Annotated in this window: 6 protein-coding genes; all 6 read right to left on the bottom strand. The window is 72.4% G+C overall.

Features of this window, described 5'->3' with window-relative positions; genetic code table 11:
* Positions 1–24: 24 nt before the first annotated feature.
* Complete coding sequence (locus tag O1G21_RS34315) at positions 25–4,509, bottom strand: amino acid adenylation domain-containing protein (RefSeq protein WP_270149225.1); 4,485 nt, start codon at positions 4,507–4,509, stop codon at positions 25–27.
* Entirely contained in the window at positions 4,506–10,718 is a 6,213-nt protein-coding gene (locus tag O1G21_RS34310) for a non-ribosomal peptide synthetase (RefSeq protein WP_270149224.1), read from the bottom strand. The genes O1G21_RS34315 and O1G21_RS34310 overlap by 4 nt, the downstream gene beginning before the upstream one ends.
* Positions 10,715–12,565: an ABC transporter ATP-binding protein gene (locus O1G21_RS34305; RefSeq protein ID WP_270149223.1), complete on the bottom strand. Its 1,851-nt coding sequence runs from the start codon at positions 12,563–12,565 to the stop codon at positions 10,715–10,717. The genes O1G21_RS34310 and O1G21_RS34305 overlap by 4 nt, the downstream gene beginning before the upstream one ends.
* Before the next feature lie 339 nt (positions 12,566–12,904).
* Complete coding sequence (locus tag O1G21_RS34300; protein ID WP_405000751.1) at positions 12,905–14,014, bottom strand: sensor histidine kinase; 1,110 nt, start codon at positions 14,012–14,014, stop codon at positions 12,905–12,907.
* Entirely contained in the window at positions 14,001–14,696 is a 696-nt protein-coding gene (locus tag O1G21_RS34295; RefSeq protein ID WP_270149221.1) for a response regulator transcription factor, read from the bottom strand. Before O1G21_RS34295 ends, O1G21_RS34300 begins: the two co-directional genes overlap by 14 nt.
* Positions 14,697–14,812: 116 nt before the next feature.
* Entirely contained in the window at positions 14,813–15,724 is a 912-nt protein-coding gene (locus tag O1G21_RS34290; RefSeq protein WP_270149219.1) for a LysR family transcriptional regulator, read from the bottom strand.
* Positions 15,725–15,775 lie beyond the last annotated feature (51 nt).

The raw sequence follows: 15,775 nt of genomic DNA, 5'->3' as shown, positions 1-15,775 counted from the left end.
GTCTCCCTCGATCCAGCAAACGGCTTAAAGGTCGTCGTCGAACTCGGCTTCGAGTTCCTCGATCTCGTCCTGGTTCAGGTCGAGGAGGTCGAAATCGGACGCGGTGTGCCCCCCGGCGGAGCGATCACCCGCCAGGCGGGCCAGGGCGGACAACACGTCCAGCCACACCCGGCCGAACCGTTCGATCTCGGCCTCCGGGAGGAGACCGGCCGGCCAACTCACCGCGAGCGCCAGTTCCAGGCCGTCCGGCAGTTCCCGGACGACCGCCTCGGTTTCCAGTGCGTGCGACGGCCTCGTGTCGGGGGCCGGTGAACGGCCGATTCCTCCGGACCGCTGCCACTCCCGCACTTCGCCCGTGGCGGACCGGCCCCGGTAGGCGAACCCGATCCGGGGCGACGGTGCGGCTTCCAGTACCGGTCCCGTCTCACCGTTCAGATATCGCAGCAGCCCGTAGCCGAGTCCGTCGCCGGGCACCGCCCTCGACTGCTCCTTCACCGCCTTCAGCAACGACCCGGAGGCCGGGTCGGTCCCGCCCACGTCCAGCCGCACGGGGTGCACGCTCGTGAACCGGCCCACCGTCCGGGACGGATCCATTCCGCCGGCCGGGTGACGGCCGTGATCCTCCACGTCCACCAGCACCACGTGGACTCCGCGCCACCGCGCCACCGCGCCTGCCAGGCCTGCCAGCAGCACCTCGTGGACACCGCAGTGGAAGGCCGAGGTGACCTGCTCCACGAGCGCGCCCGCGCGGTCCTTCGGCAGGGTCCATGACCGGCGTCCCGCCGCCTGGCCGCCGCCGGGCTCGCCCAGCCGTGGCTCCGCCTCGTCGAGGAGCGCCGTCCACGCGGTCAGCTCCGCGACGCGTGCCGGGGCGGTCGCCTGCTCCGCCAGTGCGGCCGCCCATCGCCGGTACGAGACGTCCGAAGGGGCGAGCACCGGCTCCCTGCCCGCGGCGACGGCCTCATAGGCGGCCTTGAGGTCCGGCAGCAGGATCTGCCACGACCACGCGTCGACCGCCAGCGGATGCGCCGCCAGCACGAGCCGTCCGACCCGGCCGGGTCCCGCGTCCACCCACACCGCACGGACCATCACACCCGCGGCGGGATCCAGCCGCGCGGCCGCCTCCCGAGCACACCGCTCCGCGACCTCGTCGAGGTCCCCGGGGTTCGCCTCCACCCGCTCGATCAGGTTCGCGGCGTCCACCGCGCCCCTGCCGGACACGACCACCCGGGGCTTCGGGGCCGCCTCGACGATCCGGCTCCGCAGCATGTCATGAGCGTCGATCACCACGCTCAGCCCGGCCGCCAGCGCGTCCACCGCCAGATCGCCGGGAGCGCCGACGGTCACCCACTGCGCTGGTCCCGTCCCCGCCACCTCCATCATCGGCGTCCAGGCGACGTCTCCGGTGCCCTCGGCCGGGTCGGGCGACGCGGCCGGATCGCCGTCCAGGTCGAGGATCCGGGCGATTCCCGCCGGGGTCCGGTGCTCGAACACCTCGCGCGCGCCGAAGGCCATTCCGGACCGACGGGCCCGCGCCGCCAGCTGCATCGAGGTGATGGAGTCCCCGCCCAGCTCGAAGAAGCCGTCATCCGCGCCGACCCGTTCCAGGCCGAGGACCTCGGCGAACAGCGCGCACAGCGTCCGCTCGGCGTCGGTGGCCGGTTCCCGGCCGGTGACGCGTCCGCCGAAGTCGGGGTCCGGCAGCGCCGCCCGGTCCACCTTGCCGTTGGCCGTCACCGGCAGTGCGTCCAGGACCACCACCGCCGCCGGCACCAGGTAGCTCGGCAGCGCCCTGGCGACGTCCTCGCGCAGCCGTTCCGGATCGATGCCGCCGCCGGACACGACGTAGCCGATCAGGCGCCCTTCGCGGGCCACCACCACGGCCTGGTCGATGCCCGGCCGCTCGGCCAGCACCGCCTCGACCTCGCCCGGCTCGACCCGGTAGCCGCGGATCTTCACCTGGTCGTCGGACCGCCCGACGTACACCAGCTCGCCCTCGTCCGTCCAGTACGCGACGTCGCCCGTCCGGTACATGCGCTGCCCGGGGGCGAACGGGTCCGCGACGAACCGCTCCGCAGTCAGCCCCGGACGGTCCAGATAGCCGTGCGCCACCCCTGCGCCCGCGATGTGGAGATCGCCCGCGACGCCCGGAGGCAACGGACGCAGGAAGACGTCCAGCACGTACAGCCGCCGGCCCGGCAGTGGGCGACCGATCGGCAGGACCGATCCCAGCCGGTCGCCGGGCGCGATCGCCTTCCAGGTCGCGCACAGGGTGGTCTCCGTCGGACCGTAGGTGTGCCAGACGACCAGCTCGGGGCAGGCCCGCCGGACCCGCTCCACCTCGCTGAGCGGCACCACGTCGCCGCCCGCCAGCACGTCGCGCAACCCCGCGAAGGACTCCGGCGACTCCTGCGCCAGCGCCCGGAACTGGCCCGCCGTGATGTTCACCGAGACGAGGCCCCGGGCGACCTGGGCGGCGAGGCGCTCCGCGTCGACCACACCCGGCTCGGCGAGCATCACCCGTGCGCCCGAGACGAGCGGCACCCAGAGGTCGTACAAGGAGGCGTCGAAGGTGTGCGGCGCGTGCATCAGCACGGCGTCGCCCGCTCCGACGCCCCACACCGGGTCTCCCGCCAGGGCCGCGACGCCGCCGTGCGGGACGGCGACGCCCTTCGGCGCGCCGGTCGACCCCGAGGTGTACATCACGTACGCCAGATCGTCCGCCCCGATCGGGACCAGCGAGGTCTCACCGTCGACGGCGGCGTCCATCGTGATGAGCTCGTGGCCCGGGGGCACGGCGGCCGCGGTCCCGGCACTGCACACCACCGCGGCGACCGCGGCGTCGGACAACATGAACGCGACCCGGTCCGCCGGGTAGTCCGGATCGACGGGCACGAACGCCGCTCCCGCCTTCCACACCCCGAGCCATGCCGCCGGCACGTCCGGCGAACGTTCCAGCAGGACACCGACGCGGTCGCCGCGTCGCACGCCCCGGTCCTTCAGCACCCGCGCCAGCCGGCCTGACCACTCGTCGAGTTCCGCGTACGACCAGTCCCGGCCGCCGGCCGTCATCGCCGTCGCGTCCGGAGCCTTCTCCACCTGCCGGCGGAAGAGGTCCACCGCCGTCGGCGCGGCGATCGGGTCGCCCGTCTCGTTCCACCGGTCGACGACCAGCTCACGTTCGGCGTCGCTCACCAGGTCCAGGCGGCCCACCGGGGTGCCCGGCTCCGCGACCATCCGTTCCAGGGCTCGAAGGAGCCAGTGGAGAGCGGTCTCGGCGACCGAGGCGTCGACCATCCCCGGCTGGTACTGCAGCTCGGTCTCGATGCTCTCGCCCGGCAGGACGCCCAGAGTGATCGCGTAGGGGGACGCCTGGTGGAACTCCCGCAGGGTCAGGCTCAGATCGCGCGGGGACTTCGAGCCCGCCGCGGGATCGACGTAGTTCTCGAACACCACGATCGTGTCCAGGCCCGCCCCTCCGAGCTTCCGGATCTCCGGGAGCCCGAGGTGCTGGTGCGCGATCAGTGCGGACTGCCGCTCCTGCAGCTCCGTCAGCGTCTCCAGGACGGTCTTCGCCCCGTCCAGCCGCACGCGCACCGGCACGGTGTTGATGAACAACCCCACCATGCCCTCCGCGCCCGGCAGGTCTGCCGGACGCCCGGAGACCGTCGCGCCGAAGAGCACGTCCCGGCGGCGCGCCAGTCGGGCCAGCACCAGCGCCCACGCGCCCTGCACCACGGTGTTCAGGGTCAGCCCGTGGCCGCGGGCGAACTCCACCAGGGCGGAGGTGAAGGCCGGTGAATGGCGGATCACCTTCCGGACCGGCAGTTCCGGAGCCCGGCCGGGCCGTTCGGGGATGCCGAGCGCCGATCCGTCGGCACCGGACAGCTCCGCGCGCCAGGCCGCCCGGGCGGCGTCCTTGTCCTGCCGCCCCAGCCACGCCAGATGGTTCCGGTAGGAGGCCGCTGACCGCAGACCCGACACGACGCCGCCGGCCGCGTAGACCTCGAGGAGTTCCGACTCGAGGATCGCCCGCGACCACCCGTCCATGAGCAGGTGGTGGCTCGTCGTCACGAGACAGTGCCGCTCCGGGCCGAGCCGGATCAGCGTCAACCGCAGCAGCGGAGGCCGCGTCAGATCGAATCCCCTGGCGCGCTCCTTCTCCGCGATCACGGTCGCCTCGGCGAGCGCGTCCTCCTCGGCCAGGCCGGACAAGTCGCGTTCGGTCCACGGGAGTTCCGCCTCCCGGGGAATGAGCTGGACCGTCTGGCCGGACTTCCGCCGGTGGAAGGAGGCCCGAAGCGTCGCGTGCCGGTCGAGGAGGGCCTGCCAGGACATCCGGAGCCGCTCCGGGTCCAGCGGCCCGTCGATGAGCTGGGACTGCTGGATGACGTAGATGTCGGGGGCCTCGTCGTCGAAGGAGGAGTGGTAGAACATTCCCTCCTGCATCGGTGACAGCGGCCAGATCTCCGCGAGCGCCGATCCGGGGGACGTGGTCGACTCGGTCACGATTCCTGGCCTCCTCCGAAGTGCGCCGCTATCGCCTCGAAACCCTCGATCTCGTCCTGATCGAGGTCGAGAAGACCGAAGTCGGACGCGGTGTGTCCCCCGGCGGAGGAATCGTCCGCCAGGCGGGCCAGGCCGGACAGCACGTCCCACCACAGCCGGCCGAACCGTTCGATCTCGGCCTCCTCGAAGAGGCCGGCCGGCCAGCTCACCATGAGCGTCAGTTCCGGGCCCTCCGGCGTTTCCCGGACGACCGCATCGGCCTGCAGCGCATGCGGCAGTGCCATGGCCGGATCCAGGGAACCGCCGATGTCTCCGGCCTGCTGCCATTGCGCCACGTCGTTCTGCCGGCCCACGACGAACCGGCCCATGTAGTTGAATCCGATCCGGGGCGCCGGCATGGCCTCCAGCACCGGTCGGGTCTCGGCGTTCAGATGACGCAACAGCCCATGGCCGAGCCCGTCACCGGGCACCGCCCGCGACTGCTCCTTCACCGCCTTCAGCAGATCTCCGGACGCCAGGTCGATCCCCGACGTGTCCAGTCGCACCGGATGCACGCTGGTGAACCAGCCGACCGTCCGGGACAGGTCCAGCCCGCCGACCGCGTGACGGCCGTGGCTCTCCACGTCCACCAGCACCACGTGACCGCCGGACCAGCGCGCCACCGCCCCCGCCAAGCCCGCGAGCAGCACCTCGTGGACCCCGCAGTAGAACAGCACCGGAACCGGGCCCAGCAGCGCCGACACCTCGGCCCCCGACATCGCCCACGACCGTGAGCGCGTGCTTCCCGGGCTCACCTGCGGCCCGCCGATCGGCCCGTCCCCCTCGCCCAGGATCGCCTGCCACGCCGGCAGTTCGCCGACCCGTTCCGCCGTGGCCGCCCATTCCTCCAGCAGGCGCGCCCACTGCCGGTACGGCACCGCCACCGGCTCCAGCGCGGGAGTCCGTCCCGCCGCGACCGCCTCGCACGCTTCCCGCAGATCCGGTACCAGGACTCGCCACGACATTCCGTCGACGGCCAGATGGTGCACCACCAGCACCAGTCGGCCCACCCGGCCGGGCCCGGCGTCCACCCACACCGCCTGCACCATCACGCCCGTCTCCGGGTCCAGCCGTCCCACGGCGTCCCGCACCGCGCCCGCCACGGCCTCGTCCAACGAGCCCGCGCCGAGCCCCACTCGCCGGACCTGACCGGCCGGGTCCACCGAGCCGCGGTCACCCACGATCAGGCGTCCCTGCTCCACGCGTGCTCGCAACATGTCGTGCGTGTCCACCACGGCGGCCAGCGCGGCGGCCAGGACCCCCTCGCCCAGATCCACGGGCGCGCCCACCACCACCCACTGCGCGAATCCCGCACCGGTGATCCCGTCGCCCAGCATTCTCATCACCGGCGTCCACGGCACCTCGCCCACACCGTCGGCCGTCGCGGGCCGGGCGCGTTCCGGCAACGGCGACTCCGGCACCAGCCGCGCGAGTCCCTCCGGCGTCTTCTGCCCGAAGACGTCCTGCTCGGCGAGGGCCAGTCCGGCCCGCCGCGCCCGCGCCACCAGCTGCATGGCGGTGATCGAATCTCCGCCCAGGGCGAAGAAGCTGTCGTCCGCGCCGACCCGCTCCAGGCCGAGCACCTCGGCGAACAGCCGGCACAGCACCCGTTCGTACTCCGTGACCGGCTCTCGACCGACCGTCCCGGCGGTGGGATCGGGGTCGGGCAGCGCGCCGCGGTCGATCTTCCCGTTCGGGGTGGTGGGCAGCGCTTCCAGCACCACCACAGCGGGCAGCATGTGCTGGGGCAGCCGGGAGGCGAGGTACTCCCGCACCGCGTCCGGATCGACCTCGGCCGGCGACACGTAGGCCAGCAGCCGGTCGTCCCGGACGACCGCCACCGCCTGAGCGACCCGCGGGTGGCCGGACAGGACGGACTCGATCTCGCCGAGCTCGATCCGGAAGCCACGGAGCTTCACCTGGTCATCGGCCCGCCCGGCGAACACCAGCTCACCGCGGCTCGTCAGATGGGCCAGGTCTCCCGTCCGGTACATCCGCTCGCCGGCGGCGAAGGGATCGGCGACGAACCGCTCCGCCGTCAGCGCCGTACGGCCCAGGTAGCCACGGGCCAGCCCTATCCCCGCCACGTACAGCTCACCGGTGATCCCGGGCGGCAACGGCCGGAGGAACGCGTCCAGTACGTGGCAGCGGCCTCCCGCGATCGGTGCCCCGATCGGGACCACGTCCCGGCCCGCCGTCAGCGGCGTGCTCATCGCGGCACACACCGTGGTCTCGGTCGGCCCGTAGGCATTGATCAGCCGCCGTCCCTCCGACCAGCGATCCGCGAGGCCCGGTGGGCAGGCCTCCCCCGCCACCACCACCGTCTCCAGCCCCGCCGGCAGCATGTCGGCCGTGGCGAGCACCGACGGCGGAACCGTCACGTGAGTGGCGCCCCACCGCTCCAGTGCCTCGGCCAGCGACACCCGCGGCGGCAGGTCCCGCTCCGGCGCCATCACCAGCGTCGCCCCCGAGAGCAACGCCATCAGCGCCTCCGAGACCGTGGCGTCGAAGCCCAGCGCCGCGAACTGCAGGACCCGTGACGACGGCGACACGGCGAACCGGTCGATCTGTGCCGCCGCCAGGTTCCCCAGGCCCGCGTGGGTGACGACGACCCCCTTCGGGGTTCCGGTCGATCCCGACGTGTAGATCACGTACGCCGCGTCGTCCGGCCCCACCCGCGGCGGCACCGCATCCGGGCCCGCCGCGAGATCCACTTCGTCGATCACCACCGACCGGTCGGCGAACTCCTCGGGCACCGCGTCCCACGTCCTCCCCTCGCACACCACCAGCACGGGATCCGCGTCTCCCAGCAGCAGTCGCACGCGCTCGGCCGGATACCCGGGATCCACCGGAACGAAGGCGCCTCCGGCCAGCGACACCCCCAGCATCCCGACCACCCACCACGCCGACCGCCCCACGACGAGGCCCACCCGGGACTCCGGTCCGGCCCCTCGGGCCCTCAGCACGGCGGCGAGCGCCGACGCCCGTTCCCAGAGCCGCTCGAAGGTCAGCTCGCCGTCGCCGTCCACCACCGCCACCTCGTGCGGCCGCTCCGCCACGACCCGCGCCACCAGCACCGGCAAGGACTCCCCCACCGCCAGCGCCGCGTCCGAGCGGCTCACCCGGCCCCCGGCCACACCGAGCCGCCCCACCAACCCGGAAGGGTCGGCGGCCATCGCGCCGAGGGCACCGACGAACCATCCCAGCGCGGACTCGGCGACGGTCTCCTCGATCTGCCCCTGCCGGTAGGCGAGTTGGATCCTGAGTCGGTCCCCCGGGATGATGCCGAGGGTCAGTGGATAGTGGGTGCCCTCGACCGTGCCCAGGTACGTGAACCGGTCGGCGAAGTCCCGCGGATAGTTCTCGAACACCAGCAGCGTGTCGAACTTCGCACCCGGCCCGCCCGCTCTCTGGATCTCGGGCAGTCCCAGGTGCTGATGCGGGATCAGGGCCGCCTGCCGCTGCTGCAGACCGGTGAGCAGGTCGGCGACCGTCTGCCCGCCGTCCAGCGCCACCCGGACCGGCACGGTGTTCATCATGAGACCGGGCATCGACTCCACCCCGGGGAGCTCCGCGGGACGGCAGGCGACCGTCGTGCCGAACACCACCTCGGTGCGCCGCGCGAGCCGGGCCAGCACCATCGCCCACGCGCCCTGCACCATCGTGTTCAGCGTCAGCCCGTGGTCACGGGCCACCTGCGTCAGCCTGGTGTAGAGCTCCGGCATGACGTGGGCGATGCGGTACTCGTATCCCGTCCCGGCGGCCGTCCTCGCGATCGACGCGTCCCCGTCGAGGCCGGACAACTCCGCCTGCCAGGCCGCGCGGGCCGCGTCCTTGTCCTGCCGATCCAGCCAGGCCAGGTAGTCCCGGTAGGACGCCGCACCGATCCGCTCCGGGAGCCGGCCGCCGCCCGCGTACGCCTCGGCCACCTCGTTGAGGATGACCGCCACCGACCAGCCGTCGGTCAGGATGTGGTGGTGGACGACCAGCAGGCGGTGCCGGTCCTCGCCGATCCGGACCAGCAGCAGCCGGAACAGCGGGCCCGCGGCCAGGTCGAACCGCTGTTCCTGTTCCCGCCGGGCGAGGGCCTCGACGGCCGCCTCGGCGTCGTTCACGCCCGTGAGGTCGACCTCCCGCCAGGGCAGGACGACGTGTCCGGCGACGGCCTGGAGCGCCCTCCCCGACGCGAGCCGTACGAAACTCACCCGGAGCCCGGCGTGCCGTGCGAAGACCGCCTCCCACGCGGCCCGGAGCCGGGCCACGTCCAACGGCCCGTTCAGCTCCAGGATCCACTGCGCCTGGTAGATGTCGAGGCCTTCTTCTTCGAGGCTCGACTGGAAGAGCAGCCCTTCCTGGAGCGGGGCGAGCGGCCAGACCTCCTCGGCACCCGGTACGGCGGTCGCCAGCTCGCTCTCCTCCTCCGCGGTGAGAGCGACCAGGGGACGGGCGTCGGGGGCGTCGGCGGGTACCGGACGCGCCGCGGACGCCAACCGTGCGGGGGTCCTCTCCTCGAAGACCTGGGAGGGCGTCACCAGCAGACCGGCCCCGGACGCGCGGGCCGCCAGCCGCATCGCGGAGATCGAGTCGCCGCCCAGGGCGAAGAAGTCCTCGTCGACACCGACCCGGTCCAGGCCGAACAGCTCGGCGAACAGCCCGCTCAGGACGCGCTCCGCCTCGGTGGCGGGTTCGCGGCCCCCGGCATTCCCCCCGAAGACGGGCGCGGGCAGCGCCGCCCGGTCCACCTTGCCGTTGGCGGTGAGCGGAAGCCGGTCCAGCGTGATCACGGCAGCCGGGACCATGTACTCCGGCAGCATCGCCCCGAGACGCCCACGGAGGACGACGGGATCCACGTCCGTCACCGCGTAGCCGATCAGGCGACCGTCGATCGCCACCACGACGGCCTCGTGGACATCCGGCCGGGCGGTCAGCGCGGCCTCGATCTCACCCGGCTCGATCCGGAACCCGCGGATCTTCACCTGGTCGTCGGCCCTGCCCGCGAACAGCAGCTCGCCGTCGGCGGTCCAGCGGGCGAGATCCCCTGTCCGGTACATCCGGCCGCCGGGTACGGACGGATCCGCCACGAACCGCTCCGCCGTCAGCGCCGCCCGGTCCAGGTAGCCGTCCGCGAGGCCGGCGCCGGAAAGGTAGAGGTCGCCGACCGTACCCGGCGGCACGGGCAGCAGCGACGCGTCGAGCACCTGGGCCCGGCGGCCCGGAAGCGGACGGCCGATCGGCAGGGCGGGGCCCAGCGCATCGCCCGGCCGGAGCAGGTGCCACGTCGCGCACAGCGTCGTCTCCGTCGGACCGTACAGGTGCCGGATCCGCGCTCGGGGGATCGCCCTTCGCACCTTCTCCACCGCGGCCGCGGGCACCACGTCGCCGCCCGTCAGCACCTCGTGGAGGCCGGCGAAGGATTCCGGTGACTCCTCGGCCAGCGCGCGGAAGCTCCCCGCGGTCAGATGCACCTTCGTCACGCCAGCGGCGACCGCCTCCCGCAGACGCCGGGCGTCCACCGCGCCCGGCTCGGCGATCACCACGCGGGCGCCCGAGGCGAGCGGTACCCAGATCTCGAAGAGGGACGCGTCGAAGGCGTGCGGCGCGTGCACGAGGATCGCGTCACCGGCGTCCACCGCCCAGCCGGGGTCCCCCACCAGCTCCGCGACGCTCCGGTGCGGGACGGCCACTCCCTTCGGGACCCCGGTCGACCCGGAGGTGTACATCACGTACGCCAGGTCCCCCGGACCCACCGGGACCGTCGGCGCGTCGCCCGGAACCTCGTCCGTGACGACGATCGACTCGACCCCCTCCGGAACGCGGTCGCGCGCCGCGGCCGAACACGCCACCAGGGACGCCCCCGAGTCCGCGACCACGAACGCCACCCGCCGCGCGGGATGGGCGGCATCCACCGGCACGTACGCGGCTCCCGCCTTCCATACCGCGAGCAGCGTCACCACCAGGTCCGCGGAGCGTTCCATCAGGACCGCCACGCGGTCGCCGCGGCGGACGCCCCGACCGATCAGCCGCCCGGCCAGCCGGCCCGCGAGCTCGTCCAGCCGCCGGTAGGTCAGCGCCCGGTCCCCATCAACTACGGCCACTGCGTCGGGCGTCCGCTCCACCTGGCGGGCGAACAGCTCCGGCACCGTCGGCGTGGCCAGCGCTGCGGAATTCATCGTCCCCCTTCAGGAACCATCTGGTGGACCGGCCCGGCCCCATTGCCTTCGGGCACGGCGCCGTTGCCGCCCGGCCCGGCGAACTGCGTGTGATAGAGCTCCGCGTAGAGTCCGCCCTCGGCCAGCAGCTCCTCGTGCGTCCCGCGCTCCCGGACGCCTCCGTCGTCGATCACGACGATCTGATCGGCCTCACGGATCGTGGACAACCGGTGGGCGATCACCAGGGAGGTGCGGTCGCGCAGCACGGTCCTGAGGGCCCGCTGGACGGCGGCCTCCGACTCGGGGTCCAGGTGAGCGGTGGCCTCGTCGAGCACGACGACCGAGGGCGCCTTCAGGAGCAGCCTGGCGATGGCCAGTCGCTGCTTCTCCCCGCCCGACAGCCGGTAGCCGCGGTCTCCGGCGACGGTGTCGAGCCCCCTCGGGAGGGATTCGATCAAGTCCCAGATCTGGGCTCCCTTGCACGCCTCGATCAGCTCGTCCTCGGTGGCGGTCGGACGGGCGTAGCGAAGGTTCTCCCGAATCGTGTCGTGGAAGAGGTAGGTGTCCTGGCTGACCACGCCCACCGCCTCGCGGAGCGAGCCGAAGGAGAGGTCCCGAAGGTCGTGTCCGCCGACCCGGACGGTGCCGGAGGTCGGGTCGTACAGCCGGGACACCAGGTGGGTGAGAGTGCTCTTCCCCGCGCCGGACGGGCCGACGAGTGCGGTCATGGTTCCGGCCGGCGCCCGCAGGCTCACGTGGCGCAGGACCTCCGGCGCCGTCTCCCCTCGATCCCCTCCGCCACGCACGTTCTGCTCCAGCGACGGCAGCGAGACCTCGTCCGCGCCCGGATAGCGGAACGACACGTCCTCGAACTCGATCTCCGGGGCCGTGTCCCGCGTGAGCGTGACGGCGTCGGGGCGTTCCTCGATCAGCGGCTTCAGCTCGAAGAGCTCGAAGATCCGGTCGAAGCTCACCAGGACGACCAGCGCGTTCGCCTGCATCCCGGACAGTTGGGTGATCGGCCCGAACAGCCGCCCGAGCAGGGCGGCGAGAGCGATCAGCGTGCCGAGCTGGAAGACTCCGGAGAGCACGAGGCCGCCGCCGACCCCGTAGGTGAGCGCCGTGGCGAGCGCGGCGATCAGCATCATGATGACGAAGGCCATCCGACCGTAGACGACGACGCTCACGCCGATCCCGCGCAGCCTTGCCGCCCGGTCCTCGTACTCGGCCATCTCCTCGTCCGGACGGCCGAAGAGCTTGGAGAGCATCGCCCCCTGGGCGTTGAACCGCTCCTGGAGGAGGCCGGCCAGGCCGGCGTTCACCTCCATCGACTGCCTGGTGTACCGCTGTGTCACTCGCCCCACGTACACCCAGGGAACGACGAACAGCGGGATCAGCACCACCGTGATGACGGCGACGAGCCACGACAGGTAGAACAGCTCGGCCATCACCAGGACGACCCCGATCACGCTGGGGAGCGCCATCAGCAGCTGGCTGAACGCCTGCTGCGTCATGATCAGATCCGTGTGGAGCCGTCCGACCAGCACACCGGTCTGGGTGCGGGTGAAGAACGCGACCGGCAGCCGCTGGACGTGCTCGATCGACTGGATCCGGACGTCGTGGCTGACCCCCTGCCCGATCGATCCGGCGAGGTGGGCGAGCACCAGCTGCAGCAACGCGTCGAGGACGGCGAGCCCCGCGGTGAGGCCGGCCAGCAGGGTGACGGCTCCGGAGTCGCCCTTGAGGATCCCGTCGTCGACGATCTGCTTGAGCAACAGCGGAGTCGCCACCACGATGAGCGACTCCAGGACGGCGCCGATTGCGAAGAGTGCGATTCTGCCGGTGTACGGGCGAAAATAGGCCAGCACCCTGCGTGGCGTTTCAGGGCGGAGCTTGGCCGGCTCGGGATCGTCGCCTCCGCCGGCCCTTGGCGCCCCCCCGATGGACGGCATCATGACCATACGGACATCCCCTCTCCGACGACACCGAAGTCCGCAGGTCCATGGTGCTGATCGGACTCGCTGTCCACGAGTCGCCGTCCATGAGTCGGTGTCCAAGCGAGCATTTCCGACACTTGGACGCGGCCCCGGATTCCGACCTTCGGAAATTCCTCGGTGTCGCGAAATGAACCGATGGGGGAATGCGAGGAGCGGAAAGCGGAAGGACTCACCGGTCGAATGTCGGTGAGTCCCTGAGTGCGGGGTGCATCAGTGGGCGAGAGGCCCCCTGGCCGGCGCAGGGGCGATCGGCAGCCGCACCGTGACGTGGAGGCCGCCTCCGGGGCGCGGGGCGATGGTGAGGGTTCCGTCGTGCGCTTGGACGATGCTCTTGACGATGGCCAGGCCCAGGCCGACGCCCGCGTGGTCGTGGCGGATGCGTTCGGTGCCGCGCTGGAAGGGCTCGGTGAGGGTCGAGACCAGCTGCGCCGAGAGGATCTCGCCGGTGTTCTCGACGGTGAGCGTCACGCTTCCGGGATGGATGCCGGTCGTCACCCACACGATGCCCCGACCGGGCAGGTTGTGGACGATCGCGTTGTGGATGAGATTGACTGTCATCTGCAGCAGGAGCGCGCGGGAGCCGATGGTCGGGGTGATGTCGCCCGAGGCCTCGATGGTGACGCCGTTCTTCTCCGCCATGGGAAGCAGCGTCTCGACGGCCTCCTCGACGTTCAGGGACAGGTCGACGGGCTCCCGGGTGAAGGATCGCTGGTCGGCCCGGCTGAGCAGGAGCAACGCCTCGGTGAGGTCGATCGCCCTGGCATTGACGTGGTGGAGGCGTCGGAACTGCTCGCCCGAATCTCGCGCCGGGTCGTCGAGAGCCACTTCGAGCAGGGCCCTCGTGATCGCCAGCGGGGTGCGCAGCTCGTGGGAGGCGTTGGCCGCGAACCTCCGCTGCTCGGTGACGTGCGCTTCGAGGCGCGCGAGCATGGTGTCGAACGCGTCGGCCAGCTCGCGGAACTCGTCCTGGCGGCCTTCCAGCTCGATCCGGTGGGAGAGCGACCCGTTCGCGGCCAATGAGGTGGCGTCGGTGATGCGGGTCAGTGGGGCGAGCATCCGGCCGGCGAGCAGCCAGCCTCCCAGCAGGCCGAACACCAGGAGGAACACCAGCACTCCGGCCACCGCCGGAGCGTAGGCGTGCAGCACGATGGTGCGGATGGGCACGAGCCCGTTGGGGCTGCTCGCCGCACCGGGCAGGCCGCGCAGCAGGTACACCCACACGGTGGCCAGCATCAGCACGCCCGCGAGCATGACGAAACCCGCATAGCTGAGGGCGAATTTGAGGCGGACGCTCAAGCCCGGTGTCCTAGGCGCCCGCATTGCCCTCACGCTCGATGTCCGCCGGGGTGATGATCCGGTATCCGACGCCGGGCACGGTGGCGATGATCTGGGGTTCACCGAGGCGTTTGCGCAGAGTCGAGACCGTGATGCGTACGGCATTGGTGAACGAGTCGGCGTTCTCGTCCCAGGCCCGCTCCAACAGTTCCTCGGCGCTGACGACGCCGCCTTCGGCGGCGACGAGCACGTCGAGCACGGCGAACTGTTTGCGGGTGAGTGCGATGTAGCGGTCGTCGCGGTAGACCTCGCGACGGAAGGGGTCCAGCCGCAGGCCCGCGATCTCCCGCACGGGCGGCCTGATGTACGCGCGCCTGCGGTCGAGCGCCCTGAGCCTGAGGACGAGTTCACGCATCTTGAACGGCTTGGTGAGGTAGTCGTCGGCACCGAGCCCGAACCCGGAGGCCTTGTCGTCGATCCGGTCGGCGGCGGTGAGCATGAGGATGGGCATGCCCGATCCCGCCGCGACGATCCGTTCGGCGACCTCGTCACCGGACGGGCCGGGGATGTCGCGGTCGAGGACGGCGATGTCGTAGGCGTTGACGCTCAGCAGTTCCAAGGCGGTGTCGCCGTCACCGGCGATGTCCGCGGCAATCGCCTCCAGGCGCAGCCCGTCACGGATGGCCTCTGCCATGTACAGCTCGTCCTCGACGATCAAGACACGCATGTACCAATGCTACGCACCGGTGCCTGTCGTCCACCTATCGAAAACGCATGACAGCGGTCGAGGGCGTGAGGTCCCTCCTGGGGGTGGCGCCGGGCGCTGAATCTCCGTCATCACGCCTATGCCCCCGAGGCGGCGGCTTCGGCGAGGGAGTCGAGGACCGGACGGATCAGCGGGTGGCCGTCGGCGCCGGCGCGGACGGCGGCGAAGACCCGGCGGGTGGCGAGATCGCTGTCGACCGCGCGGACGGCGACCATGGCCAGGTCGACTCCGCGCAGGGCGGAGCGCGGGACGAGGGCGACGCCGGAGCCGGCGGAGGCGAGGGCGACGACGGCGCGGAAGTCGTCCGAGGAGTGCAGCAGGCGCGGCTGGAAGCCGGCGTGCTCGCAGGCCAGCAGGACGACGTCGTGGCAGGGGTTGCCCGGGTAGGGGCCGATCCACGGCTCGTCGGCGAGGTCGGCCACCGCGAGCGGCCCGGCTTCGGCGGCCAGCGGGTGCGCCAACGGCAGGACGGCCTCGAAGGGCTCGGCGTACAGCGGGACCCGGGTGAGCCGGGCGTCGTCGGCGCGCGGGGCACCCCGGTACTCGACGGCCACCGCGAGGTCGGCCCGGCCGTCCAGCACCATCGGCAGGCTGGCGTCGCCCTCGGCGTCCAGCACCTTGAGCCGGACGCCCGGCGCGCGCGAGGCGAGCAGGCCGATCGCGGGGGCGAGCACGTGCGAGATGCCGGTGGCGAAGGAGGCGACGGTGACCTCGCCCGCGACGCCGGCGCTGTAGGCGGCGAGGTCGGCCTCGGCGCGCTCCAGCTGGGCGAGCACCGCGTCGGCGTGGCCGAGCAGGATCTCCCCGGCGGCGGTCAGCCGCACGCCCCGGCCCTCCCGGGCGAGCAGGTGGTGGCCGGTCTCCTGTTCCAGGGCGGCCAGCTGCTGGGACACCGCGGAGGGGGTCAGGTAGAGGGCGGCCGCCGCGGCGGTCACGGTGCGGTGGTCCGCCACGGCCCGCAGGGTCCGCAGCCGTCGTGCGTCGATCACAGGCCAATTCTGCCAGCGCGGCTCGGCGAACCCGTCCGGGAGCCGTTCCGG

Source organism: Kitasatospora cathayae (assembly GCF_027627435.1).
In the GTDB taxonomy this organism is placed as follows: domain Bacteria; phylum Actinomycetota; class Actinomycetes; order Streptomycetales; family Streptomycetaceae; genus Kitasatospora; species Kitasatospora cathayae.
Note: the sequence above shows the minus strand (reverse complement) of the source record. Positions and strands in the feature narration are given on the sequence as shown.